The sequence below is a fragment of the Paenibacillus anseongensis genome (assembly GCF_009757995.1).
Lineage (GTDB): Bacteria > Bacillota > Bacilli > Paenibacillales > NBRC-103111 > Paenibacillus_E > Paenibacillus_E chondroitinus.
In genome coordinates this window covers 84,708-109,548 of the sequence record NZ_WSEM01000006.1, presented here as the reverse complement: position 1 = coordinate 109,548, position 24,841 = coordinate 84,708, and the positions used below count along the sequence as shown (strand labels likewise).

22 protein-coding genes are annotated in these 24,841 nt (G+C 50.9%); 16 read left to right on the top strand and 6 right to left on the bottom strand.

The annotated features are described in order from the left end of the window. Nucleotides 1-254 precede the first annotated feature (254 nt). The 3 genes from GON05_RS06205 to GON05_RS06195 are packed head-to-tail and all read right to left on the bottom strand — an operon-like array spanning nt 255 to nt 4,266. Nucleotides 255-2,036, bottom strand: a complete 1,782-nt coding sequence (locus GON05_RS06205; protein ID WP_157318324.1) for an ABC transporter ATP-binding protein — start codon at nt 2,034-2,036, stop codon at nt 255-257. Next, the gene (locus GON05_RS06200) at nt 2,029-3,786 is read right to left on the bottom strand and encodes an ABC transporter ATP-binding protein (RefSeq protein ID WP_157318323.1); all 1,758 of its coding nucleotides are present in this window, start codon (nt 3,784-3,786) and stop codon (nt 2,029-2,031) included. Before GON05_RS06200 ends, GON05_RS06205 begins: the two co-directional genes overlap by 8 nt. Before the next feature lie 33 nt (nt 3,787-3,819). Next, entirely contained in the window at nt 3,820-4,266 is a 447-nt protein-coding gene (locus tag GON05_RS06195) for a MarR family winged helix-turn-helix transcriptional regulator (RefSeq protein WP_309492139.1), read from the bottom strand. Nucleotides 4,267-4,633: 367 nt separating this feature from the next. Here GON05_RS06195 and GON05_RS06190 point away from each other — a divergent pair, with 367 nt between their 5' ends. The 7 genes from GON05_RS06190 to GON05_RS06165 all read left to right on the top strand — a co-directional run bounded on the left by GON05_RS06190 (nt 4,634) and on the right by GON05_RS06165 (nt 12,229). Beyond that, complete coding sequence (locus GON05_RS06190) at nt 4,634-4,996, top strand: Na-translocating system protein MpsC family protein (RefSeq protein WP_127456818.1); 363 nt, start codon at nt 4,634-4,636, stop codon at nt 4,994-4,996. A gap of 525 nt (nt 4,997-5,521) precedes the next feature. Next, nucleotides 5,522-7,879, top strand: coding sequence for an FdhF/YdeP family oxidoreductase (locus GON05_RS06185; RefSeq protein ID WP_157318322.1), 2,358 nt, complete (start codon nt 5,522-5,524; stop codon nt 7,877-7,879). A 5-nt stretch (nt 7,880-7,884) separates the two neighbouring features. Then, nucleotides 7,885-8,706 (top strand): formate dehydrogenase accessory sulfurtransferase FdhD, encoded by an 822-nt coding sequence (gene fdhD, locus GON05_RS06180; RefSeq protein ID WP_157318321.1) that lies wholly within the window; start codon nt 7,885-7,887, stop codon nt 8,704-8,706. Between the two features lie 95 nt (nt 8,707-8,801). Continuing rightward, nucleotides 8,802-11,312 carry a S1C family serine protease gene (locus GON05_RS06175; protein ID WP_157318320.1) on the top strand — a complete coding sequence of 837 codons (2,511 nt, stop codon included), beginning with the start codon at nt 8,802-8,804 and terminating at the stop codon, nt 11,310-11,312. A 64-nt stretch (nt 11,313-11,376) separates the two neighbouring features. Continuing rightward, nucleotides 11,377-11,553 carry a hypothetical protein gene (locus GON05_RS39210; protein ID WP_246238896.1) on the top strand — a complete coding sequence of 59 codons (177 nt, stop codon included), beginning with the start codon at nt 11,377-11,379 and terminating at the stop codon, nt 11,551-11,553. Then, nucleotides 11,504-11,908 carry a VanZ family protein gene (locus tag GON05_RS06170; RefSeq protein WP_246238881.1) on the top strand — a complete coding sequence of 135 codons (405 nt, stop codon included), beginning with the start codon at nt 11,504-11,506 and terminating at the stop codon, nt 11,906-11,908. The genes GON05_RS39210 and GON05_RS06170 overlap by 50 nt, the downstream gene beginning before the upstream one ends. Before the next feature lie 66 nt (nt 11,909-11,974). Further along, the gene (locus tag GON05_RS06165; protein ID WP_157318318.1) at nt 11,975-12,229 is read left to right on the top strand and encodes a hypothetical protein; all 255 of its coding nucleotides are present in this window, start codon (nt 11,975-11,977) and stop codon (nt 12,227-12,229) included. A gap of 388 nt (nt 12,230-12,617) precedes the next feature. On the opposite strand, the gene GON05_RS06160 is transcribed toward GON05_RS06165, so the two are convergent. Continuing rightward, nucleotides 12,618-13,397 (bottom strand): pirin family protein, encoded by a 780-nt coding sequence (locus GON05_RS06160; protein ID WP_157318317.1) that lies wholly within the window; start codon nt 13,395-13,397, stop codon nt 12,618-12,620. A gap of 163 nt (nt 13,398-13,560) precedes the next feature. On the opposite strand from GON05_RS06160, the gene GON05_RS06155 reads away from it, so the two are divergent. The 3 genes from GON05_RS06155 to GON05_RS06145 all read left to right on the top strand — a co-directional run bounded on the left by GON05_RS06155 (nt 13,561) and on the right by GON05_RS06145 (nt 15,443). Then, nucleotides 13,561-13,980, top strand: a complete 420-nt coding sequence (locus tag GON05_RS06155; protein ID WP_157318316.1) for a BlaI/MecI/CopY family transcriptional regulator — start codon at nt 13,561-13,563, stop codon at nt 13,978-13,980. 2 nt (nt 13,981-13,982) lie between these two features. Further along, a complete protein-coding gene (locus GON05_RS06150) occupies nt 13,983-14,825 on the top strand; it encodes a M56 family metallopeptidase (protein ID WP_157318315.1) in 843 nt (280 codons plus the stop codon). A gap of 87 nt (nt 14,826-14,912) precedes the next feature. Next, nucleotides 14,913-15,443, top strand: coding sequence for a DUF2231 domain-containing protein (locus tag GON05_RS06145; protein WP_157318314.1), 531 nt, complete (start codon nt 14,913-14,915; stop codon nt 15,441-15,443). Nucleotides 15,444-15,505: 62 nt separating this feature from the next. Here GON05_RS06145 and GON05_RS06140 read toward each other — a convergent pair whose 3' ends face one another. Next, on the bottom strand, nt 15,506-15,715 hold the full coding sequence (locus tag GON05_RS06140) for a hypothetical protein (protein ID WP_185157192.1): 210 nt from the start codon (nt 15,713-15,715) through the stop codon (nt 15,506-15,508). Nucleotides 15,716-16,225: 510 nt separating this feature from the next. Between GON05_RS06140 and GON05_RS06135 the strand changes: the two genes are divergently transcribed. The 3 genes from GON05_RS06135 (at nt 16,226) to GON05_RS06125 (ending at nt 20,497) form a co-directional block, all read left to right on the top strand. Then, nucleotides 16,226-17,971 carry an ABC transporter ATP-binding protein gene (locus GON05_RS06135; RefSeq protein ID WP_157318312.1) on the top strand — a complete coding sequence of 582 codons (1,746 nt, stop codon included), beginning with the start codon at nt 16,226-16,228 and terminating at the stop codon, nt 17,969-17,971. Nucleotides 17,972-18,014: 43 nt separating this feature from the next. Beyond that, a complete protein-coding gene (locus GON05_RS06130; protein WP_157318311.1) occupies nt 18,015-20,069 on the top strand; it encodes an ABC transporter ATP-binding protein in 2,055 nt (684 codons plus the stop codon). 122 nt (nt 20,070-20,191) lie between these two features. Beyond that, a complete protein-coding gene (locus GON05_RS06125; RefSeq protein WP_157318310.1) occupies nt 20,192-20,497 on the top strand; it encodes a hypothetical protein in 306 nt (101 codons plus the stop codon). 67 nt (nt 20,498-20,564) lie between these two features. On the opposite strand, the gene GON05_RS06120 is transcribed toward GON05_RS06125, so the two are convergent. Beyond that, the gene (locus tag GON05_RS06120) at nt 20,565-21,185 is read right to left on the bottom strand and encodes an NAD(P)-dependent oxidoreductase (protein ID WP_157318468.1); all 621 of its coding nucleotides are present in this window, start codon (nt 21,183-21,185) and stop codon (nt 20,565-20,567) included. 185 nt (nt 21,186-21,370) lie between these two features. Here GON05_RS06120 and GON05_RS06115 point away from each other — a divergent pair, with 185 nt between their 5' ends. The 3 genes from GON05_RS06115 to GON05_RS06105 all read left to right on the top strand — a co-directional run bounded on the left by GON05_RS06115 (nt 21,371) and on the right by GON05_RS06105 (nt 24,836). Next, nucleotides 21,371-22,477 carry a chymotrypsin family serine protease gene (locus GON05_RS06115; protein ID WP_157318309.1) on the top strand — a complete coding sequence of 369 codons (1,107 nt, stop codon included), beginning with the start codon at nt 21,371-21,373 and terminating at the stop codon, nt 22,475-22,477. Between the two features lie 151 nt (nt 22,478-22,628). Then, complete coding sequence (gene rluF / locus GON05_RS06110) at nt 22,629-23,357, top strand: 23S rRNA pseudouridine(2604) synthase RluF (protein WP_157318308.1); 729 nt, start codon at nt 22,629-22,631, stop codon at nt 23,355-23,357. Nucleotides 23,358-23,507: 150 nt separating this feature from the next. Then, nucleotides 23,508-24,836, top strand: coding sequence for a YcdB/YcdC domain-containing protein (locus tag GON05_RS06105; protein ID WP_157318307.1), 1,329 nt, complete (start codon nt 23,508-23,510; stop codon nt 24,834-24,836). Nucleotides 24,837-24,841: the final 5 nt, after the last annotated feature.

Here is a 24,841-nt window from a genome sequence, read left to right as displayed (position 1 = left end):
CTAACGGACAGAGCAGCCTTTATTCAATGAATTTGGGGCATTTTCAAATTCTAACGGACTCCAAAGCCGCTATTCACACCAAAATTGTGCGTTTTGCTTGTTTTAGTAACTATTAACGTCTCTGGTGTCCGTTACGTTTGAAAAATAGGGAAATAAACGAATATAACGTCAATGAGGTCCGTTAAATAATTAGAGAGATAGCGGACAGCTTGACCGCCTCAGCCATGGAGGCAGCCTTCAACCGTAACGGCTCCTCAAAGCGAGCTAACCTGGCTGAATTGATTAGCATACAATTCATAATAATGCCCGCGGAGCGCCAGCAGCTCCTCGTGCGTGCCCCGTTCCACGATCTCGCCGCCGTGGATGACCAGAATCGCACTCGCTTCGCGGATCGTGCTGAGCCGGTGGGCGATCACGAAGCTCGTACGCCCTTTCATCAGAACGCCCATCGCCTGCTGGATGTGCAGCTCCGTGCGCGTGTCGACGGAGCTCGTCGCTTCGTCGAGTACAAGGATCGCGGGGTCGGCGAGAATCGCCCGCGCGATCGTGAGCAGCTGCCGCTGGCCTTGACTCAGGTTGCCGCCTCCGGCGGTCAACATGGCGTCATAGCCATTAGGCAGCTTGCGAATGAACCCGTCCGCGTTGGCAAGCTTCGCGGCGGCTTCGACTTCTTCGTCCGTCGCGTCCAGACGGCCGAAGCGGATATTTTCTCGGATTGTATCCGAGAAAAGGTACACATCCTGCAGCACGATGCCTAGGCGGCTGCGCAAACTGTCTTTATCGAGGCTGCGAATATCGCGGCCGTCGATGGTGATAGAGCCTTCGCCGACATCGTAGAAGCGGGTCAGCAGGTTGATGATCGTCGTTTTGCCGGCGCCCGTCGGGCCAACCAGGGCGATCAAATCGCCGGGCTCTGCGGCGAACGTAACATCGTTCAGCGTAGGCACATCGTCGGTATAGCGGAAGGAGACGTTTTGAAAAACAACCTCACCTTTCACATCGGTTAGCTGCTCGGAACTTGTGCCAGGATCGTATTCCGTCTCGCGATCCATCACTTCAAACACACGCTCAGCACCCGCGATGCCGGACTGAATCATATTATACTGATTCGCGAGATCGTTGATGGGGCGGCTGAACTGCCTGGAATAGTTGAGAAAGCTGATAATAACGCCAACCATCGTCCAACCTTTGAGCACCATCCAGCCACCTATGGCAGCCAGCAGAATAAAGCTGAAATGATTGATCATGTTCATACTTGGTCCCATCATACCCGAAAGCTGCTGGGCGCCTGTACCGGCTGTGCGGAGCTGTTTGTTAATCGCACCCAGCTGGCGGACCGTCGCGGCTTCACGGCGGAACGTTTTGACTACTTTTTGCCCGGAAATGGTTTCCTCGATCAAGCCATTGAGCTCGCCGAGCCGCTGCTGTTGTTCTTTGAACAGGCGTTGGGTATGCCGCGTAATCTTTTTGGTTGTGAATAGAACGATAGGAACTGTAATCAATGTAATGAGAGTAAGCCAAATATTCAAAGTAATCATCATAATAAAAGAACCGACAATCATAACGATACTTGTAATGATCTGCGTTAAGTTTTGACTGAGCGTAGTTGCTACGTTATCGACGTCATTCGTCGTGCGGCTCATAAGTTCACCGTGAGAAGTCTTGTCAAAATAACTGATCGGCAGCTTGTGCAGGTGGCGAAACAGATCCTGTCTCATTTCCCAAACTGTTCGCTGAGATACCCCTGCCATCACATAGGATTGAATCCAAGTAGCGGCACCGCTGAACAAATAACAGCCAAGCAAAAGAAGGCAGAGTCCAAGCAGTCCGCTGCGGTCTCGCGGTACGATATAGTCATCGATCGCGACGCCTATCAAATAAGGCCCGAGCAGTGCAAGACCGCTGCCGACAACAGTAAGGATAATAACCGTGATCAGCCCGATGCGCTGCTGCTGAAGATAACCCCACATGCGAAGGAGGGTTGCACCGATGTGCTTGGCGCGCGGCTTTTGCGCCGGTGTCTGCTTTTTAGCCATGAAGGGCGGTCTCCTTTCCTTGCTGCGAGAGGTAAATGTCTTGATAGATCGCGCTTGTCGCCAGCAGCTCCTCGTGAGTTCCCCGTGCGGCGATGCGGCCCTCATCCAGGACAAGAATTTGATCGGCGTGCAGCACCGATGTGACGCGCTGCGCGATGATGATGCGTGTGCTGCCGGCCATCAACTGCTGCAGGGATCGCTGGATGCGCTTCTCCGTGCCAAGATCGATGGCGCTGGTGCTGTCATCCAGGACAAGCAGCGGTGAGCGCAGGAGCAGAGCTCGCGCAATCGCTATGCGCTGTTTCTGGCCGCCGGACAGATTCACCCCGCGTTGTCCCAGCTTCGCCTCGTACCCTTCGGGTAACTGGCGAATGAAGCCATCCGCTTCCGCAGCCTTGGCGGCTTCCTCAATCTCGGCCGCAGTAGCCCCCGGCCTGCCGAAAAGAAGGTTCTCGCGAATGGTCCCGCTAAACAAGATGGACTGCTGCAGCACAATGCCGATTTGACTGCGAAGCTGTTCGACGGGCATTTCCTTAATATCAACGCCACCTAAAAGAATGCGGCCCTTCGTTGCGTCATAAAGCCGTGGAATTAAGCTGACGAGCGTAGATTTACCGGAGCCGGTCGCCCCGAGAATCCCGATCGTTTGACCAGGCAGCGCCTTGAAAGAAATATTCTCAAGGACAGGCTGATTGGGAGCCGAATCATACACGAAGGATACCTGATCGAACTCCAACTCACAGCCGGCCACAAGTGAATTCCGCTCTGTATGTACTTCGCTGCGTTCCTGCACAGGTTCGTTCATATCCGGTTCTGTATCCAATACTTCACGGATTCGCTCAGCGGACACTTGAGCACGGGAAATATTCATCAGCGTATTGCTGATTGAAACCAGCGAGAAGAGCACTTGAGTGATATAAATGATAAAAGCGGCCAAATCGCCAATCGCCATAGAACCGCTCCAGGTCTGCCCGCCGCCGAACCATAGAACCGCAACAATGCTGATGTTCAAAATCAATGTCATCAGCGGTCCGCTAGTCGCCAGAGCGCGGGCGGAGCTGAGGCTTGCGTCTAGCAAGGCGGTGTTCGCTTTGCCGAAGCGGGTTCGCTCGAAGGCGGCGCGAACGAAAGCTTTGATCACCCGAATGCCTGAGGTGCTTTCCTGCATAACGGTGTTAACGCGATCGAGCCTCGCCTGCATCAGCCGAAAAAGTGGCGTAGAGCGTCTCATCAACACAAATAAAATAAGAAATTGAATCGGAACGACAGCCAGCAAAATCAAAGAAAGCCTTGGCGAAATAACAATCGCCATGATAATGCTGCCAATAAGCAGTGAAGCCTCACGTGTAAATTGGCGCAGCAGAATTTGCAGGATGTTCAGCATTTGCATCACATCGCCAGTCAAGCGAGTAATCAGCGACCCGGTTGAAAAAGTATCCAACTGCCGGAACGAAAATGATTGCACCTTCTCAAAAACGCTGAGCCTTAGGTCGGCCCCAAAGTTTTGTGCGGCTTTCACAGTAAAAAACGTACAGCCTACCCCGCCGATAAGGCCGAGAAAAGCAACGCCTAACATGTGCAAGCCTGTTGACCAAACCAACGCGAGATTACCCTCGGCTACGCCGTGGTTTACAATAGCCGCCATGAGGCGAGGCTGAGTCAGATCCATGCAGACCTCCATCACCATGAGCAAGGGGGCAAGCAGAGTGATCAGCCAGTAAGGTTTAACAAATGATCGTAGTTTCCACATCGCAAGAAGTCCTTTCTTTTGTTTGGTGGCTAACTAATTTTCTTCCTCTTTCGGACGCAAATTCGCCTGCATTTGAAGCAAGAGACGGCGAAATAGAAGGATTTCCTCAGGCAGAAAATGCGAAAAGGTCAGCTCATCAGTCGCCTTAATAGCTTCCTTGACATGGATAGTGACTTCCCTGCCTTTATCGGTTAAATAAACGCGGGTAACCCTCTGATCCGTGGGGTCTGGACGGCGTTCAACAAGGCCTGTTTTCTCCATGCGGTCCACCATAACCGTCAATGTTGCCGGCTTATTGTGGATGCGCGCAGCAAGTTCGCGCTGACTGAGTCCGTCTTCGGCGGACAGGGCAAGGAGCAACGGCGGTTGTCCGGGATAGACGTCATACGGATGAATGATTTGATCGATCGTTCGGCGGTGCATTTTCAGCAAATGAGACATCATATGTGTGAGTGATTCAGGATTATGGTGACGCGACAACGGATATCCTCCTTTTTGTTAGGTGACTAATTAATATCTTAGATACGTCTTTCGATCCTGTCAATACACGATTTCACTACTTCGCTCCTTGTAAAATGCTCTTTGCACGGCTCCACACATTTCAGGTATTGTATAGATAAGGCATAAAAGGAGAGTGGAAGGAAATGACCGGCGCTATTATTTTGGGCGTAATTGCCCTTGTTATCATACTTGGAGCGACGTTCTGGGTAACTCGGAAGGCGTACTCCCGCCGATGGGATGAAGAGGATCGCGATTGAGGAGAGCAGCCCGCAGGCGTAACCTCCCCCTAGTCAGGTATGCGCTTTCTTGCTATGATTGAAGGAGCAAACATAAAGGTGGCTGGCCGATGAACCGAATGGAGGCCGAATTCAGTAACCTGGTCAAGGCCTATCGCAAAAGGCATATGGGCAAAGGGCCAGAGCGCGTCACGACGACATTTTGCAAGTGCTGGGCAATCTGCGAAATGGCAGGCAACCTATCACCGGTGGAGAAGTTTATGGCGAAGACGGGCGATGGCAGACAAATGCTCCGCACGGCTCGCACGGAAATGGTCAAAGAGATGTATCGCGACCATCCCCCTGTGGAGATGGAAGAACTGCTCGGCGCGAAATTCGTCCAACTGTTCGTTGACATCGACATTGAGCAGGACTTGGGGATGTCCGTATTCGTTTTTGATCAAGATTTGGAGAAGAAGTTTGGTGGGAAGTAGGCTGCCGAAACACCAACCATCTAACCACGGCGACTGACAGTGAACCGTTGAGGTTGATCTCGCAGAATGTAACGGACGTACGGACAACTTATTTTCGACTTTTGGACGAAATAGAAGGGGCTATCGGACTGAGGAGCCGTTATTTACTTGAATAATGGCCGATTTAGGTCATTTCATGGTAAATAGCGTCGCTGGCGTCCGTTAGATTCTATTTTCACCTAAAATGGCGCGAATAGAGGCAGCTCAGTCCGTTAGACTCAGCAGGAGCTAGAGCAACAGTAGCAGCAACAGTCCCCACTAAAGGGCTTGATCCCGAAAACTACTTAAAGAAAAGAATGCCAGCTAGATTACACGAGTGCGGCATATACATATTAAAAGTGCTTGGCACTTGGTAGCGAACCTGCCGGAGACTAACCACTGTAGAACATCGCTTGTAACTTTCGAAAAAGGAAGTTTGCAGGGCGTGTTTTGCGGTGGTTTTTTGCATCATACCAATTCAATCCAGCTATAAAGGAGCTGCTTATAATGGGAAAAACAAAGCACACAGGACCGATCACGCTGCCGTCCAAACCCGATCCGAAGCTGTGGGTCAGCAAAGTGCCGTTCGGGCTAGGCAAAGTAAAGCCGCAGCATATTCGGGAAACAGCCAAAATTGCTTGGCAGAACCGGGATAATCTTCCTTATGCCTATCGGATACTGACGCAAGGCGTATGCGACGGCTGTGCTTTAGGCGTGTCGGGGCTGTACGACCAGACGCTGGCAGGGCCGCATCTCTGCACGACACGGCTGAACGTGCTCCGGCTGAATACGATGCCGGCGATCCGCGAGGAGCTGCTCCATGCGGACATCGACGAGCTGAGCCGCATGAGCAGTACGGAGCTAAGGCAGCTCGGGCGTATTCCCTATCCGCTCATACGGCGGCAGGGGGAGCGGAAATTCAGCCGCGCCACATGGGATGAGGCGATGGACACGATTGCGGCGAAGGCGAGGGCGATTGACCCGAAGGGGATGGCTTTTTATCTGACGGCCAGAGGGATCACGAACGAGTCGTATTATGCGGCGGCCAAGGTGGCGAGGCTGCTGGGTACGAACAATATCGACAACGCCTCGCGCATCTGTCACTCGCCGTCGAAAACGGCTTTGAAGCGCTCCGTCGGTGTCGGCGCTTCGACATGTAATTACAAGGACTGGATCGGAACGGACGTCCTTGTGTTCTGGGGCAGTGTGGCCGCGAACAATCAGCCGGTCTCGACAAAGTATATGTATGCGGCCAAGCGCAAAGGGACGAAGATTATTGTTATTAACCCGTACTATGAGCCCTCTATGGAGCAGTACTGGATCCCTTCGATTCCCGAATCGGCATTATTCGGGACCAAGCTTGCCGACGATGTGTACCAAGTGAACATCGGCGGAGATATTGCCTTCATGAACGGCGTCATGAAGGTCTGGTTCGAGATGGAGGAGGCTGCACCCGGCTCCGCCATCGACCACGCGTTCGTACAGGCGCACACGAACGGCTACGAGCAGCTGCGCGACCACGTGGCGCAGCAGGACTGGACGACGCTTGAGCAGTCGTCCGGGCTCTCCCGCGAACGCATGCGCGAGTTCGCTCAGCTGCTGGCGCGTGCCGCGTCCGCGGTTTTCGTGTGGAGCATGGGGCTCACACAGCACCGCTTCGGCACGGACAACATCTCGCAGGTGGCGAATCTCGCCCTCCTGCGCGGCTTCCTTGGCCGCGAACACTGCGGGCTGATGCCCATCCGCGGCCATAGCGGCGTGCAGGGCTCCGGCGAAATGGGCGCGGATCCCTTCTCTTTACCCGGTGGCGACATCAGTAATGCCGCCGACCGCAGCCGCATCGAGCAGCTCTGGGGCTTCGCGCTGCCGAGCTGGCAGGGTGACATCGTTGGTGTCACCCTAGAGAACGCGCTCCTGCCTGAGGAGCAGGAGCGGAAGCTCCGGCTGTTTTACACATCCGGAGGCAACTTCCTGGAGACGATGCCTGATCCGGCATTCGTCCGTGAAGCGCTAACCGCTGTCGATGTCCGTGTTCACCAGGACATCATCCTAAACACCTCCACGCTGCTGGATGCGCGGGAGGCCGTGGTGGTGCTGCCAGCGATGACGCGCTACGAGCAGCCCGGGGGAGGCACGTCCACCTCGACGGAGCGGATGGTGTACTTTTCGCCCGAGATCGCCGGCCCGCGGATCGGCGAAGCCCGCGCGGAGTGGGCAATCTACGCCGATTTGGCCCGCCGCGTGAAGCCCGAAGACGCCGCCCGCCATCTCGGCTGCGGCAGCGCCGCGGCCATCCGCGAGGAGATTGCGCTGGCCGCACCAAGCTACAACGGCATTCAGCACCTGCGTGAGCGCGGTGATGTGTTTCAATACGGCGGCGCTTGGCTGTGCGAGGACGGCGTCTGTCCGACGCCGGATGGTCGCGGCGCGCTGCTGCCGATTGAGCTTCCGCAGCTGCGGAAGCCGGAGGGTCACTTTGCCGTAACGACGCGGCGCGGCAAACAGTTCAACTCGATGATCTACAGCGACATCGATCCGTTCAACGAAGCGGATCGTTACGATGTGCTGATCCATCCCGGGGACGCGGCGCCTCTTGCTCTAAGCGAAGGGGAGGCGATTGTGGTCTACAACCGGTTCGGCAGCATGCACGGCAGGGTGAAGTTTGCCGAGATCAAAACCGGTAATATCGAAGTCCACTGGCCAGAAGGGAACAGCTTGATCCCGAAGGGCGTTTACGAGCCGCATGCCGGCATCCCGGAATATAATACAGCGGTTATTGTGGAGAAGGCAGAAACGTACCATGCCCACAAAGACACGCGATACGTCGAGAAGCGGATTGAAGAGCTGGAGATCGAGGCGGGGTGAGGACGATGGAAAACGAACAAGATCAGGTTGGGCCAGGACTTTCTTCGACGACAACATGGAACATTTACCGCTATAATGGCACGGAAATTGTTCCTCAAGAGGACACGATCGCGACGGAGACGCCGTTGACGATCAAGGTAGATGGCGAGGAATTCGCTACGCTGGTGTACACACCAACGGATTCGGTTGATCTGGTTACCGGCTTTCTTGCTTCTGAAGGCTTGATTCGATTCGTCGATCAGATCGAGTCCCTCACCTTGGAGGAGGAGCGCGGCTTCGCCCACGTGAAGTTGCGGCACTTGCACCAGCTAAGTAAACAAATGGTGTCCAAACGATTCATCGGCTCCTGCTGCGGCAAAAGCCGTCAGTTTTATTTTCACAATGACGCTCGAACGGCCAAAACCGTTTCTACGAAGCTCCAGATTACGATTCAGCAGTGTTTTCATCTTATGAACCTCATGCAGGAGCAGTCGGCGGACTTTCGGGCTACGGGGGGGCTGCATAATGCAGCATTGTGCACGGCGAATGAGCTGCTTTTGAGCAGGTCGGATATCGGACGGCATAATGCTTTGGATAAAATATACGGTCATGCCCTGAGGCAGCGAATATCCGTTCGGGATAAAGTGATTGCCTTCAGCGGGAGGGTCTCTTCCGAGGTGGTGCTCAAGGTTGCCAAAATCGGAGTCGGTATTTTGCTGTCGAAATCTGCTCCAACGGACTTGGCGCTTAGATTGGCGCAGGACCTAGGGATTACGGTCGTCGGCTTCATCCGAAGGGACCATTTAACGGTCTACACCCACCCGCAGCGTATAACGGAATGTCGATAAACCCCTTTTTATGTGGGAAAATTTGTATTGTCTCTCTATCACAAATATGCTAGATTCTAGTCACTGTCATATTTTGTTAAGAGAGGAAGACCGTCATGGGGAATTGGAATACCGTTGCTAAAAAAGGGGCAACAGCGCTATTGGCCGCCTTCTTGCTTGTATCCCTGCAGGGGCCGTCACCTTCTTATGCAGCCGAAATAAATGCCGAGGTTCCTAAAGTGATTGAGAAAGCCTCGCCGTCGGTTGTTGCGATTATCGGCAAGCCATCCTACGATTCAGATAAAACGCTAGAGAAAAATCGTTTTAATCTTGCGCATGGCACAGGTGTGATCGTCGAGTCCAATGGCGTCATCGTGACGAATGCACATGTAGTCAAAGATATGAAAAATATCGTCGTTGTTACATCGGACGGCACTACTTATAACGGGCATGCCACGAATATCGATGAGGAGAGCGACTTGGCGTTAGTCAAAATCGACGCCACCGGCCTAACGCCCGCGACTTTCGCTTCTTCCTCGGACATTAAAGTAGGGGAAACCGTCGCGGCGATTGGGACGCCGATTTCTTTCGCTTTGCGAAATTCCGTTACCGTAGGGATTGTCAGCGGACTTGACCGCTCGGTTAGTTCGCAATATCAGCTTATTCAAACAGATGCGGCGATCAATCCTGGCAACAGCGGGGGCGCATTGATTAACATGAACGGTGAGGTTATCGGTATTAATACGATGAAATATGCCGATTTCGGGGTTGAAAATCTCGGCTTTGCCATTCCGGTAGACACCGTCAAGTATGTGTTGAAGCATTTTCAACTGTATGGGAAAGTGGAACGCCCTTATTTAGGGCTGGAGCTCGAAGAAAGCTGGGAGGCTGTCGTTGGTTTACCTAGCTCAACAGGACTTCGTGTTGCTTACGTCGACCCTGACTCACCGGCTGCCGCAGCTGGAATTGAGCAGGACGATCTGGTCGTTTCCATCGGGGCGAACAAGGTGAAGACGCTGGTCGACTACAATGAGGCGATTAAGAAGTATTTGCCGGATGAAAAAGTGGATATCACCATTCAGTCAGAGGGTGCGTCCGTGACGAAGTCTGTTACGCTTGGCGAAGTGCTGCATCCCGAAACGAAGTGGAAAGAAGACGCGGAGGGGTCTGATTTGGACGCGGACCGCGGTAAAACCAAGATCGGCGACAGCCATTTTGGCTGGTCGATGAAATACCCGGCAGGTTTGGTAAAAGGGCACCAATCCGAGGAGGGTGACTCGGTTAGCTTCGTGGATGCCAAAGGGGAGTTCTCCTTGTCCATCCAAGTGGATAACGAGAGCGATGAGCTGTCTCCGTCGGCGCTTTTGAACAAATTGACCGGTAACGAAGAGGATGACTACAGTGATATGGCGGCATCCACGATTCTGGAGCGCCAGTATGTCAAGCGCGAAGGCGGTCCGTTTGCCAAAATTGTTGGCCGCTCCGGAGATGACGGCTACATTCAAACGCGTGGTTATCTTCACCAAGGGCGCCTGTATAAAGTGCAATTATTTGTAATGAAAGATCACTATAATAACGATTTTAAACAAAATAGCTATAATGATTTACTTGATTCATTTAAGCTTTCCTTTAATGCGCAAGATGAATCGCTCAAAGATATTTCGGTCTATTCTAATGGCAATACGACCTACACGAATGAGTATGGCTTATCATTTGCCCTGCCTTCTAGCTGGCAGAAAAGCAGTTATACCGGAAACTCCTCCTTCTTTAATTCTGATTATTCCCAATCGCTGCAGGTTGAGGTGACGTCGGCTTCATCCGGCGAAACGTTAGCCGCGTGGGCGGATCGTGAGCGCAAGCAGCTTGAAGCGCAGTATGTGCAGAAATATCGTAAGATCAGCGCCCCTGAGGAGCTTACTTTGGCCGGCGTTCCAGCTTTAAAGACAGCTCATGCCGAAACACTGGGCAACAAATGGACCGCGGGGTACTCCCTCTTTTTCATTAAGGATAAATATAAGTATGAGGTTGAAGTCAGCTATCCGCAGGAGGAGGAGGGGGCTGAGATCAATGATCTCTTGCACACCTTAACCACCACGATCGAAGTGGATAAAGACCATATGGACCAAGAGCTTGGTTTCATTCAAGATCTGGACGAACTGATGGATCCGAATCGTACCATTACCTACAAGAATGAGAAATATAAATACACCCTGCAAATTCCTGAAATGTGGACAAGCAGCAAGTCCTACGACAACAAAGACCAAGTGAGCAAGTCCTTCCTTTTCACCGGAGGCTACTTGACGATCAACGCAGATACCATCACACCTTATGAGGATGCGGTAAAAGAAGAGGACGCTGCGCAGAAGAAGAGTCACGATAGCGATAGCGAATATGCCTATACCGACGAGGAAACGACAGTGCTTGGCGGCGTGAAGGCGAAGAAATACGAAGTTAATTATGTGAGCGCCAAGGTGCCTTACAAAGAAACGACGTACATTTTCAGCCAAAATCAAATGACCTATACCGTTACGCTGCGCATGGACGAAGCGGTTCGAACAGAGGCTAATGAAGCTCGTTTGAAAAAAGCTTTTGGCTCTCTCAAATTTTTGGATGCCGTGAACAAATAGCCTGCGGAATCAGCAGGGAATTAATGACCCTCTCATCAGTCGTGACTGAAGGGAGGGTTCTTTATTGGGAGAGCAGGGCGGGGAATGCAAAGAGAGCAGGGAGGGCGAGGGCGATCATCATGAGGAAGAGGCTTATCCGGGGGCTCGTGTGGCTGCTTTTTATCGGTTATACGGGCTGTTTGCTGTATTGGATGTTTTGGGGATTCGGGCGGGAGAGCCTGCGAAGCGGGGGGAATTTTGAGTATAACTACAACATAGTTCCTTTCAGGACCATTGGGATGTATATGCTTCATGCTCATTTATTTTCGATGCGGACATGGGTGATCAATTTATTTGGTAATGTAGGCGTCTTCATGCCATATGGGTTTATCCTGCCTTATTTGTTTAGGGTGGCGAGACGGTACTGGGTGTTTCTACTGCTTTTTGGTTGCCCGTTGGTAGGCTTGGAAGTGTTGCAAATGCTGCTCAGAGTGGGGAGTTTGGATGTGGATGATTTGATTTTGAACATATTTGGGGCGAGTCTGGCCTATTGGATTTTTGCGGCTTTCCTCCGATGGAACGCTTCAGATCAGGTTGAAATGAAATACAGGGTATAAAATGTGACCAATTGTCTCAATATAGCCCATGTAATGATTTTTAATTTGAGGAGGCTCATTGAAACGATGACCAAGACCGATTCAAGTCTACAGTCACAGAATCCGATTTCTTCCGCGCAAAATTCAGCCGATAATGTCCATCAAGCGGTGAATCATGCGATGTCCCATCCAACACCTCAGACGTTGCAAGAGGCCCGGAACGCTATCGGTAAAGCCGAGAACGCGCTGGATCAGGCAACCGATCAATCTGACGCGCCGGCCGTGCAGCAAGCTGCTGAATCGCTCAGCGAGGACGAAGCTAGGCTTCAATCGTTGGAATAGCATTCAAGGGAGCTATCCTGTAAGTAGTTCAACTACTTGGGGTAGCTCCTTTGGTTTTCTGCGGTAGTTTGTGCGTAGGAGGAACTGCAGGGCGCTATTTTGGGTAAATAGGCAGTTCTCAGGGTTAGACGGAACTACAGGGCCTTATTTGCCCCGAAAAGCTCACATTTGGCGGCGAAGTGGCAAAATAGAGGTCCGTAGTTCCCATCCGCTAGCTGATGGGGCGTATGATCACAGAATAAGGGATCGTAGTTCGACTCCACCCAAGCCATTCTGACTCCTGATATCTCAGCACTTAAGCCACTCCCCACCACCCAAGCTGAAAAGGCCATCCGCCAGATCATTCCTGATCTACTCAGATAGCCCTACCGACTGCAACATCATCGTATTATTTATGGTACAACGCATAGCCCGGATCTACCGGAACCTCAATCGCGATGATACGCAGACCCTGCTCGTCATCCGCCTTCAACAGCAGGACTTCATCCGCTTGTTTGTCATTTTGGACAACGACGAAATCTTTATGAGACAAAGCCTGAGGACCGTTGCCGTCCGCGGCGGCCTCGCTGCTGCCTTGTCCTCGAATAGCGAGGAAAGCAAGCTGCCGATTCGAATGGAGGGAGTACGTGAACGATGCACCCGGCTCAAGGTTCCAGTCAAACATGTTAGCGTCTGTATCCAACTGAATCGGAGCCTCTCCGCCAATAACGCTTTTCACCGTCACGCCATCTTGTTGGACGACCGGGAATTGCTCATGTTCGTATTGATTGTAGGTGGCGGGCTTTTTCACCGATTGACTAAGGTGAGGCTCGAACCAGATTTGCATGCCTTCGGTGCCAGCGGTGCGGAAGGCTTCCGCATGTGAGACGCCGGATCCGGCTTGAATGACTTGAGCGCCGCCGTCAGAAACAGTCTCTAAAGAACCAAGAGAATCGCGGTGCTCCACGAGACCTTCAATCACATAAGTGACGATTTCGAACGCTTTATGCGGATGCATGCCGATTTCAGCAACATCGGTTGCGTGCCCCCAAGCCCAGTAGAATAAAGGGCCAACACGATCTACCGCCGTTTTCTCACGCGGAAAGCTAATGGCACGCTGCTCGATAAATTTGCCGCCGTCAAACGCCCCAACACCTTGTTGATCAGCCGAAAATATTTGTATATGCATAAGAATCGCTCCTTTGCTTTAAAATAATTAATTACTTACTATATGTAAGTATTATAGATCTCTTTTAACGAAATGTAAAGTGAAATCCCACTCTTTTAACAGCATATCTTGACTTCGCTGCACGACTCCTACTACAATTTGTAGTGTAAGGAGTGTGTCTATCATGAAAATGCAAAATTTTAAATATGAAGGAAGCGGGCTTAACCGTTTTTTTGGTCCCTTAGAGGCCAAGATCATGGAGATTCTTTGGAACAGCGTCGAAGAAATGACGATTAAAGATGTTCAACAGAAGCTCGACAACGACAGCAAAGCAAACAATTTTAACACCGTCATGACAGTGATGAACCGCTTGGTGGACAAAGGTATTTTGCAGAAAAAGGCGCTTGCCCGCTCGTACCAGTACAAACCGGTTGTTACAAGAGAAGCCTTCATGGAAGCTCAGTCCAAAGAGCTCACGCTTGATCTGATTGAAGAGTTCGGCTCCTTGGCGGTGACGCATATGGTGGATGCGCTGGATAAAGTAGATCCCGGTCTGCTCGACCAATTGGAGCAAAAAATCAAAGAAATGAAAAAGGATCGATAACGATGATGGAAAAGCGATTGAAATGGCTGTACGCTGCTTCTTTAGCCTTATCGGGGCTTGTCTTGGGACAAATGCTGCTTTTTGTGGGACAGCATCTCTTCAAATGGCATGCACGCTATAACATCTTTGATTTGTGCGTCATCTTATTCAAAAATCTTCATATCCCTGCACCCATTGCGCTTAATTTGGTGAATGTTGTGATCCTTTATACCCTTAGCGCGGTCCTTTTGCTAATCACACGTCAAGTCTTTCAAGCGATGAAAGCCAAGAAGCTGGTTGCCAAACACCAGGATGCTACGCTTACCTTGCAATACCGCGGCATGTACCAGCTTGCTGAGCATCAACTGCGCATTATTTCTTCCAAAGCGCCAACCGCCATGACGATAGGCTTTCGGAAGCCGCAAATCATCTTATCGACGGGGTTGCTCGACATGTTGGACCCTACAGAGCTTCATGCCGTTATCGACCATGAGAAATGCCATATGAAGCATCGCGATCCGCTCGCTATTTTCCTGCTTTCCATCATGTCTAAAGCGCTGTGGTATATCCCGATCTTTGCATGGCTGGCTAAGAAATACCCCATTATGATTGAACTAAGGGCAGATAAGTATGCCATTGGTCAAATGAATCAACCTGCCGATTTGGGCAGCGCTCTCCTCAAACTCCTTAAACTACAATCACCGGCACCGAATCTATCCTTATCTCACGCCTCTTTCGCAGAAACATCCATGAATGTTCGTATCAAACATATTCTTGACCCGCAAATGACCTTGTTACTACCGTGGCCACGGCTTCGAATAGCGGTATCCCTGCTCATCGTTATCCTGCTGATGGGGCTCATTTAGAGCCCTGATTGGCATGGCTTGACTTTCCATTTATTTAACACTACACTTTGTAGTGTAAACAAAATAGATGAGTGAGGAGAGAGATTAATGGATTATATCTTGAAAAATCTGCACTTCATAGTGACGCATGTCCCTATCGCACTTCTTATTTTCAGTTTTGTTTTTGATATCATTGCGATGATCATGAAAAAACGGGAGTGGCACTCTGCCGGCATGCTTTGCCTTGTGGTAGGTGCGCTTGGCGCGGTTGCCGCTGTCATGACGGGCCCGTCTCCTTGGCGTAATCCCCTGGTTGTCCCTCATGAATTCTATGCGAAATTAACTATGCTTGCAGCGATTGTTCTTGCGGTCGTTCGTGTTGGCTTGCTTATTTGGAAAAAGAAAGACACCGGCCGGCATCCGATGTATTTGATCGGCTCGCTCGCGGCGGTGATCCTCGTCAGTTATACAGGCCATCTTGGCGGTCAAATGGTACATAGACCCATGAATGCCCCGGCCATGGCGCCAGGAGGCGGAGCACCAGGTGGACAAGTACCTGGCGGGCAAGGTGAGCCAAATGGGCAAGGACCTGGAGCTCAAGGAGCTAAGGGCCCAGCGTCATCGTCTGTAGCACAATAAACACAGGGCTATCCATCAGGCCGATTCAGACCCGTTGAGATAGCCCTGTTTTTGTCTAATCCTCATACAGGCTCGTCCAACTCTAACTCCTCCAGCGTATACCGATTATCCCACAGAAAAATCATATCGTACTTCGTCGAATCGCGCGAAACGAACCTGGCAATGAGTGCAACAACGCCTCCAATTACGACTCCGAATGCGGCAATCCATCCTAACAAGGCAAACACTTGATCGACCATGCCCATCCACTCCCCTGCGCGATATGAACTCATATGTAATGAATATGCCGCGAGATTTTGAAACATGTGTGACAATCGCACAAGGGGAAAAAGCAAGTATTCTGATCTGAAATTATGTGGGAAAGATAGTTCTTTTATAGTCTTTTTCTCCGATTGACAGGGGCTTGAAAAGGGTGTTAAGATCACCTCTGTAAGCGCAGTTATACAACTTTTGGAAAATGATTAAGGACGCAAGTTGGTTTGCGGTAGAGAAGGAGGGTTTCAAGATGATTAAGTTGGTTCTGGATCCAAACGCGCATTTTGAGCACGAAGATAACGACCATACAAATTCATACGGAGTAACCCGCCTGTTAGCCGATACTGCAACGCCTTGATGGTGTTTGTTCGGCGGCTGCACCGCTTCATATACGCTAATGAAGAAGAGCGCGGGTTACGAAGAAGTTCGTAACGAGCGCTTTTCTGATTTTTGAAAAGAAAAGGCATATCGCTGCGTGCGGTGTGCCTTTTTGCGTGGATAAGTAAAGTAAAGGAGTGATGAAAGCAATGTTTATCGTATTGAAAAAATTAGGCTGGTTCTTCCGCATGAATTGGAAGCGATATACGCTGGCGATTGGGCTGCTCATTATCGTCGGCATTATTGATGTGATACCTCCGAAGCTGATCGGCTATGCGATTGATGGTATACACATGGGGACTTTAACAGGCAGCAAGCTGTTCCAGCTGCTCGCCTTCTGGGGGACGCTGATTGTAGCCGGCTATGGCTTGTCGTATGTTTGGCTGTATCAGCTGTTTGGGGGCGCCTTCGTCCTGGAGCGCGTGCTCCGCTCCCGTTTGATGAGGCAGCTGCTGCGCATGACGCCAACGTTCTATGAACGCAACCGCACGGGCGATCTCATGGCTAGAGCTACGAACGACCTGCAAGCGGTGTCGACGACAGCGGGCTTCGGGATTTTAACCTTCGTAGACTCCACGTTGTTTATGCTGACTATTCTGAGCATGATGGGCTTCTTCATTAGCTGGAAGCTGACGCTTGCTTCAATCCTTCCACTGCCTTTCATGGCTGCTGCGATCACCATTTACGGCGGACGTATTCACGAAAGATTCATTCTCGCTCAAGATGCTTTCGGTCAAATGAATGACCGGGTGCTTGAAACGATCGCCGGCGTGCGTGTCATACGTGCTTTTGTACAGGAAAAAGCTAGTGAACAAAGTTTTAAAACGATGACAGACGATGTTTTTCGTAAAAATATTGCCGTCGCACTTATCGATGCGCTATTCGAACCAACGGTCAAAATCCTGGTCGGCATCTCGTATTTAATTGGATTATGTTACGGCGGATACATGGTGTTTCATAGTGAATTGACACTTGGGGAACTCGTTTCCTTCAATACGTTCCTCGGCATGTTGATATGGCCGATGTTCGCAATCGGAGAACTCATGAACATCATGCAGCGCGGCAATGCCTCGCTGGATCGGGTGAATGAGACCCTGGGCTACAAACCGGATGTCACAGACGAACCGAATGCAACAACCATGCTGCTGCCCAATTCGATTAGCTTCCAAGCAGTCACCTTCCGTTATCCGTCATCTTCTATCGACAATCTCGTTAATATCTCTTTTGAGCTAAAGCGCGGACAGACGCTAGGCATTGTAGGGCGGACCGGAAGCGGCAAAACGACGCTGCTCAAACAACTGCTGCGCGAATATCCGCCTGGCAAAGGCACGATTGCCATTTCCGATACGCCGATAGAGCAGTTGACGATCGACACTGTACATGGATGGATCGGATATGTGCCACAGGAACCGATTCTTTTCTCCAAAACGGTGAAGGAAAACATTAAGTTCGGCGCCAGCCAAGGCACGGAAGAACAGCTCATTCAAGCGCTTGAACTGGCCGCTTTCCGTAAGGACGTGGAGTTCCTGCCGGAAGGTTTGGAAACCTTGGTTGGCGAGCGAGGCGTGGCTTTATCCGGCGGTCAAAAGCAGCGCGTATCCATCGCGCGGGCGCTTTATGTAGATCCGGAAATCCTCATGCTGGATGACGCGCTTTCTGCCGTGGATGCCAAGACAGAGGCCGAAATTATCCGCGGGATTCGCTCCGAGCGCGCCGGCAAAACAACACTCATCACAACGCACCGCCTGTCTGCGGTTCAACATGCTGATCGGATTCTCGTGCTCGATGAAGGGTACATCGTGGAAGAAGGTACGCATGAGGAACTTCTCGCGCTCGGCGGCTGGTATAAAGAGCAGTACGACCGTCAGCAGTTAGAGGAGCAGCAGGTTGGTTGAACGGATAAATCGATGATCTCATGAAAAGAAGGTGAAAACCCTAATGAAACATACAAGCAAGCGATTATTTCAATATGCAGCATTGTTTAAAAAACCTCTGCTGATCGCACTGCTATGCTTATCAGTCGCAGTTGCGACGGAGCTGGCAGGTCCCTTCATCGCCAAGAAGATGATCGACACGCACATTCTCGGTATTGAGAAGCCGTGGTTCGAGACTACATCGGCAACGAAAACCGAGAATGCAGTTCCGATGAACGGAGGCTTTTATAAACGGAGCGATCATTTTGCGGAAGGGGAGCCGAAGGGGCATGAAATTCGGATTCTGCAGGTGGGCACCCAGTTTGTATGGGTGGATCAACCGCTCGTCTTTGACGGCGTCCGTAAGTTGACGGAAGATGGGAAGTTGACGATCACGCAGGGCGCAGACCAAGCGGAGTATCCGGCTAGAAAGCTCAGCATGCAGGAACTTTACACGTTTTATGAGCCTGAATTTTTCAGTTTGATGAAGCTGGCAGGTGTCTACTTCGTGTTAATTCTCATTGGCGCCGGTTTTACCTATGGTCAGCGGTATCTGCTGCAGTCCGCGGCGAATCGGATCATTCAGCGCATGCGGAGCGATGTGTTTGCGCAAATTCAGCGGCTGCCAATCAATTATTTTGACAATCAGCCTGCAGGTAAAATTGTTTCTCGGATCACCAACGACACGGAGTCTGTCAAAGACCTGTACGTTCAGGTGTTGGCGAACTTTTTTACAGGGGCGATTTATATCGTTGGTATTATTGTAGCTTTGTTCATACTAGACTATCGTTTGGCTTTATTCACGCTGCCGGTGCTTCCTCTGCTTTATGTGTGGATTATCGTTTACCGTAAATATGCCTCGCACTATAATCATGAGATTCGTGAACGGATCGGTTCTATTAACGGGATGATCAATGAGGCGATTCAAGGCATGACGATCATTCAAGCTTTCCGCAGACAAAAGGAAACGACGGAAGAATTCGAGCAATTGAACGAGGAATACACGCATTATCAAAATAAATTGCTCAGCCTGAACTCGCTGACCTCCCATAACCTGATGAACGTTGTGCGGAATTTGTTCTTTTTCGGTCTCATCTGGTACGTCGGGGGAAGCTCCTTACATTCGTTAATTACGGTTGGTGTGCTATACGCATTCGTTGATTACTTGAACCGGATGTTCCACCCCATGGTGGGGATCGTGAATCAGCTGCCGAACCTGGAACGAGCCATTGTATCGGCCGATCGTGTATTTGAACTGCTGGATGAGCAGGGCATTCCTGTGGCGACTGAGAAATCGGAGCGTTATCTGGGCAACGTGAAGTTCGAGCATGTTCGTTTTGCTTACAAAGAAGGCGAAGACGTGTTGAAGGACATCACGTTCGAGGCCAAACAAGGGCAGACCGTTGCGCTTGTCGGGCACACCGGCTCAGGCAAAAGCTCCATCTTGAATCTGCTGTTCCGCTTCTACGATGTGAACAAGGGCCGTATCACGGTCGACGGCCGCGATGTGCGCGAGATGCCCAAACAGCTGCTTAGGCAGCATATGGGCATCGTCCTGCAAGATCCGTTCCTGTTCACAGGGACGATTGCATCCAACGTATCGTTGGATGATCCGTCTATCACCCGGGAACGGGTCGAGGCGGCGCTGCGTGAGGTCGGCGCAGCGGCTATGTTTCAAAGCCTGCCGCACGGCATCGACGAGCCCGTGATCGAGAAGGGCAGCACGCTGTCGGCCGGACAGCGGCAGCTGATCTCTTTCGCTCGGGCGTTGGCGTTCGACCCGGCGATCCTGATTCTCGATGAGGCGACAGCCTCCATCGATACGGAGACCGAGGCCGTCATTCAGGCGGCACTCGAGGTGCTGTCGAAGGGGCGGACCACCTTCATCATTGCCCACAGGCTGTCGACGATCAAAAACGCCGACCAGATCCTTGTGCTCGACCATGGCGAAATCGTCGAGCGCGGCAACCACGAGGAGCTGATGGCGCACCTCGGGCGTTACTACCAGATGTACCAGCTGCAGCAGGGCCATCCGGAGACGGCAGCCGCCGACGAGGACGGAGTGCGGAGCGGCTTGTAGGCGGCTTTTCAGGCGCAATCGAGAAAAAACCGTCAGGCCATGTTGCCTGGGCGGTTTTTTTGCGCTGCCTATGCTACAATAACAGCAATAAAATCATTTCCTCACTGAAATGGAGGGGTTGTATGCGTACAGATACACTTCGATTACTGAATTTGCTTCAGCTGCTGTCGGAAATCGCGATCGCTGTGGGATATTTGCTAGGCTTGATCCCATTCGTTTACCTGTGGTCGTACACTTGGGTAATTCCGCTCGTGTTTGTGAACTTGGTCTTTGCGATCCTCACCCATAATGGAACGACGACCAAGACAGTCATTAACATCATTATGGCGTTTTTGAGCTTTATCCCGGTTGCGGGGTACGTGTTCCGCGTTGTCGGTATCGTGATCTCATGGCTGAACATTGCTGCTTTGGCCAAAGAAAGAAGATGACGTTATTAAAAGGCAAAAAGAGGCTCTCCCTCGGTCAGTGGATGACTTTGGGAAAGCCTCTTTTCCATTAGTAAGCCAATCCTACGCGGCAGCCAACATACTCTTGCGAACACGCAACGCTGTAGGTAAAATCCGCCGTATCGCCCACGGAGATCGACTTGCTATCCTCCGGCAGGAAATCGCGCGCGACACGGTAGGTGCCGAGCGCCTCGCCGTCTGGCAGGTAGGTTGGGCAGACGACCGTCCAAGAGAGACCGGAGGCTTGCAGCAGCTCCCAGGCCTTGCGATGCTCCTCGGCGGCTCGCGTAGAGGAACGCCTGGTATCCGGCGTCTCGTAGCGCAGCAGGCCGGGGTGCTCTTGGCTTTGCAGGATGCCGGCTGTGCCGATGGTGACGACCCTGTTTACGCCTTGCGCCTTCATGGCTTCGATGAGAAGAGGCGTAGACTCCGTCAGGACCGTACCGCCATCGGTATTGAGGCAGCTGATGACAACGTCTACGCTCTCCAAGGAGCGACGAATGTCATCGGGATTGCAGGCGTCACCTTGCAGTAGGGTAAGCTGTTCTGAGCGCTGGTTGACCTTTTGCGGGTTGCGTACCAGTGCAGTTACTTTATGATTGTCTGCCAAAGCTCGCTCCAAAACGCGAGTTCCGACTCTTCCTGTTGCTCCTAATAGAAGAAAATGCATAACAAGCCTCCAAGTTTCAAACGTTGTGAATTCTATTATACGCTTCTTGCTTTCCATAGAGAAATGCTCTTGGTACAAGCGTCTAAGAGTAATTCATCTTTTTATTTAAAGATAGGTTTGTAGAGGAGACAAACTCACACAGGCTAGCATAAGTTGAATGCATCCCCTTACAAAGGAGAATGCACATGGCGACCTTTTATGAGGCTTTAAGGCAAAATGACAGGCTTTTCGCAACGCTGCAAATGCCGGGTGTTCTGGGTACTGGTGTTGGTTATGCCGACCCGGATAAACCTGGAAGCGGTGCGGCGATTATCGTGTACACGCGCAAAGGCGCGGTTACGACAGCCATCGGTAAAAACATCGCAAAGGTTGTCGGCACTAGCATCCCCGTCCGCTATATTGCCGGAGCTCCCTTCAGACCCAATTCTGTAGCGGCACCGAAAAAGATGTCACGGTCTGTGAAACCTCCGGTGAAACGTTTCAGAGCCACGCAATTCCGCGGCAAACATCGTCCCGTTCCGGGCGGCGTTAGCATTGGCCGAGAGAATCGGGGAACAGGGACTTGCGGTCTGATCGTAATCCAGAATGGCCAACTGTTGATGTTGAGCAACAACCATGTGCTTATTGAAGCGAACAGATTCGGCGCGAATATTGTTCAACCGGGGAACCTGGACGGTGGCGTCAATGTAACAGATCGTGTCGGTACAGCATTCCGGTTTGTTCCTTTTAATCTAACAGGACCGAACTTCATGGATGCTGCAACGGCGATACCTTTTAACAACAGCTTGCTCACTCCGAGATATTTGGTCAGTAATACAGGGCAATTCGTGAATCCGCAAGGTCATTTGCTCAGCTACCGTGTGGGTGACCGTTTCTTTAAATCAGGACGTACCACAGGGTTTGTTATCGGCACGGTGGAGAGTATCGGCGTTCAAATTAATATCGGACCTTATCCCGAGTTGGGTGGCGCTACGCTGCAGTTCCGCAATCAGACGATCCTCACGGCTCCTACGAACATCTCTCTGCCTGGCGACTCCGGGTCTGTATGGATGAGAGGACAATTTGCAGCGGCTTTGAACTTCGCAGGTAGCGGTCCTCGTTCTATCTCGACACCGATTGCTAGCGTAATGAATACATTCAATATTCGAGTAGCCGTTCTTGCGGGAACAGGCACTTTCAAAAGCGGTGCGGCCATTAACCCTGCGCCGAAAGGCAACTATGCTTTTACGCGGCCATTGACGGTGGCACAACGCAAATTGGTGCGTAGCGTTCGCGCTATGCCCAAAAAATAGATCACTGTTAGATCGCTCCCGTTCACAGGATGGAGGGCGATTTTCTTTTTCTATTTGCCATGTGACACCTGACTTGAACGAAATTAGGGAATCCATCATAATAGGGGATATCAGAAAAGTAGGATTACGGCATAGAAGGGATTTCCCAAGCATGAGAATCAATAAATTTATTAGCGAGACAGGAGTTTGCTCCAGGCGGGAAGCGGACAAGTGGGTAGAAGCGAAACGTATTACGATCAACGGCGAGGTTGCCGGGCTTGGAAGCGTTGTAGGTCCTGGCGATGAAGTTCGAATCGATGGCAAACCGATTGGCGAGAAGAAGGAACATGTCTATATTGCGCTCAATAAACCAGTAGGAATCACCAGTACGACGGAAGCTCATATCAGAGGCAACATTGTTGACTTTGTTGGGCATTCGGAACGTATTTTCCCGATCGGCAGACTGGATAAGGATTCGGAAGGTCTCATCCTTTTAACGAATAACGGAGACATTGTGAACCAGATTTTACGCGCAGAAAATAATCATGACAAAGAGTACATCGTGACGGTGAACAAGTCCATTACGCCGATGTTTCTAAAGGGAATGGCTAGCGGAGTGCGCATTCTGGGCACGGTAACGAAGCCATGCGAAATTTATCCGGTGGGCGATCGTGTTTTTCGCATCATCCTGACTCAGGGGCTTAATCGGCAAATTCGTCGTATGTGCGAAGCGTTCGGTTATCGGGTGGTGCGCCTGCAGCGCGTTCGGATTATGCATATTCATCTGGGGAGCTTAAAGGTAGGCAAATGGCGCGATTTGACGCAAGGTGAAATGAAAGATCTCATGCACACCCTTAGCCAAGAAAACGCCAAAACGAGCAAGCTGCCTAACGGCAATTAAAACATCAGCACATGTTCATGCCTCTTTGAAGGGGGCTTGAAGATGTGTTTTTTATTTTTAAATTTTTGTATGTTTAAAGCAACTTTTTCCTTCTCTTCAGCGTCAAGGGTTATTATGGCAATTTTTATTTCCCAAAGGAGGAAGAGGACTTTGAAATTAGTCAAACAAGCAGGAACGTTGGTACTAGCTTCAAGTTTGCTGCTCACGGCTGCTCCGGCCGTTTGGGCCAATGAAGTGAGTGTAGACAGCAAGACAATTGCAGTGCCTGCCTATCCTGGCGTCGTCGACAACAAGATGTTAGATGCCAAAATTACGAAAGAACAAGCGATAGAGCGGGCCAAAGCGTATATCACGCTGCCTGAAGGCTTCACCTTCCAATCGATTAGCTTAAATGCTTACTATGGCATGAATGGCAGAAATACTCCTACGTGGAACATTAATTATGTGAAAAAAGTAAAAGATCAGACCTACGGTTATTTGAACGTATCGATTAATGGCCTGGATGGAACGCTGACGGCTTATTCAATGAATGACAGTGATCCGGATCATAAACCGGCGTATCCGCCGAAGGTTGACTTCGCTGCAGCCAAAGATGTCGCTTCCGCCTTTATTGCTAAAGTGAATCCAGACAAGCAGAAAGAGCTGCTTTACGACGATTCGGAAGAGAAAGCGTTCCGTACACCGTTAAACGGGAATTATCAGTACAACATCCGCTTCGATCGTTCGGTTGACGGTGTTCCTTTTTCTGCGAATGGTATTTCGGTCGGTGTGAATGGCGATGGTCAAGTAACGAATTATAATTACAATTGGTCTGATGACGTCACTTTCCAAGCGAATACCGGGCCTATTACGAAAGAAAAAGCTGCTCAATTATTCCACGATAAAGCAGATCTCTCGCTGCTCTATCAGATTCCATATGGTACTAAAGGCAAGAAATTACCGATTATTTCTTACATGATGGGAGCGTTTTCGCTGAATGCGCTAACCGGAGAAGTATGGAACCCGGTTCCGCATACGGAGGATTCCAAGCCTTTAACGGACAAACCGCTGGCTGAACGTCCATCGGCTGCTTTGAACCTGACGAAGGAGGAAGCCGTGAAGAAAGTCATCACGGTGTTCAATCTTTCCTCGGACTACAAGCTCCAAGAGGCTACCTACAATGAAGGGACGAACCCTGAAACCGGGGAAACCAACTCGAATTGGAACTTAAGCTGGAACACCGTTTCTGAGAAGGACCCGACTGGCAAGATAGCTGGAAGCGGAGTCTGGGCAAATGTAAATAGCAAAACCGGAGAAATCACCAATTTTAACAGCTATGTGCCATACAGCCCTGATAACAATAAAGACATCGAAGGTAAAGTTTCCTTGGAGGATGCTGTTGCTAAAAGCGTAGATTTCGTGAAAGCGCAGATTCCTTCTTACACCGACCAGTTGGTGCTCAGCCAGCCATCCGCAAGGATTACTCGGAAGAGCAGCTGAAGCAT

Coding starts and splice junctions, on each gene's coding strand:
- GON05_RS06200 (WP_157318323.1), bottom strand. CDS start 3,786: ATGTGGAAACTACGATCATTTGTTAAACCTTACTGGCTGATCACTCTG.
- GON05_RS06185 (WP_157318322.1), top strand. CDS start 5,522: ATGGGAAAAACAAAGCACACAGGACCGATCACGCTGCCGTCCAAACCC.
- GON05_RS06155 (WP_157318316.1), top strand. CDS start 13,561: ATGAAAATGCAAAATTTTAAATATGAAGGAAGCGGGCTTAACCGTTTT.
- GON05_RS06140 (WP_185157192.1), bottom strand. CDS start 15,715: ATGAGTTCATATCGCGCAGGGGAGTGGATGGGCATGGTCGATCAAGTG.
- GON05_RS06150 (WP_157318315.1), top strand. CDS start 13,983: ATGATGGAAAAGCGATTGAAATGGCTGTACGCTGCTTCTTTAGCCTTA.
- GON05_RS06205 (WP_157318324.1), bottom strand. CDS start 2,036: ATGGCTAAAAAGCAGACACCGGCGCAAAAGCCGCGCGCCAAGCACATC.
- GON05_RS06125 (WP_157318310.1), top strand. CDS start 20,192: ATGCGTACAGATACACTTCGATTACTGAATTTGCTTCAGCTGCTGTCG.
- GON05_RS06115 (WP_157318309.1), top strand. CDS start 21,371: ATGGCGACCTTTTATGAGGCTTTAAGGCAAAATGACAGGCTTTTCGCA.
- GON05_RS06145 (WP_157318314.1), top strand. CDS start 14,913: ATGGATTATATCTTGAAAAATCTGCACTTCATAGTGACGCATGTCCCT.
- GON05_RS06175 (WP_157318320.1), top strand. CDS start 8,802: ATGGGGAATTGGAATACCGTTGCTAAAAAAGGGGCAACAGCGCTATTG.
- GON05_RS06165 (WP_157318318.1), top strand. CDS start 11,975: ATGACCAAGACCGATTCAAGTCTACAGTCACAGAATCCGATTTCTTCC.
- GON05_RS06135 (WP_157318312.1), top strand. CDS start 16,226: ATGTTTATCGTATTGAAAAAATTAGGCTGGTTCTTCCGCATGAATTGG.
- GON05_RS06130 (WP_157318311.1), top strand. CDS start 18,015: ATGAAACATACAAGCAAGCGATTATTTCAATATGCAGCATTGTTTAAA.
- rluF (WP_157318308.1), top strand. CDS start 22,629: ATGAGAATCAATAAATTTATTAGCGAGACAGGAGTTTGCTCCAGGCGG.
- fdhD (WP_157318321.1), top strand. CDS start 7,885: ATGGAAAACGAACAAGATCAGGTTGGGCCAGGACTTTCTTCGACGACA.
- GON05_RS06120 (WP_157318468.1), bottom strand. CDS start 21,185: ATGCATTTTCTTCTATTAGGAGCAACAGGAAGAGTCGGAACTCGCGTT.
- GON05_RS06170 (WP_246238881.1), top strand. CDS start 11,504: ATGTTTTGGGGATTCGGGCGGGAGAGCCTGCGAAGCGGGGGGAATTTT.
- GON05_RS06160 (WP_157318317.1), bottom strand. CDS start 13,397: ATGCATATACAAATATTTTCGGCTGATCAACAAGGTGTTGGGGCGTTT.
- GON05_RS06190 (WP_127456818.1), top strand. CDS start 4,634: ATGAACCGAATGGAGGCCGAATTCAGTAACCTGGTCAAGGCCTATCGC.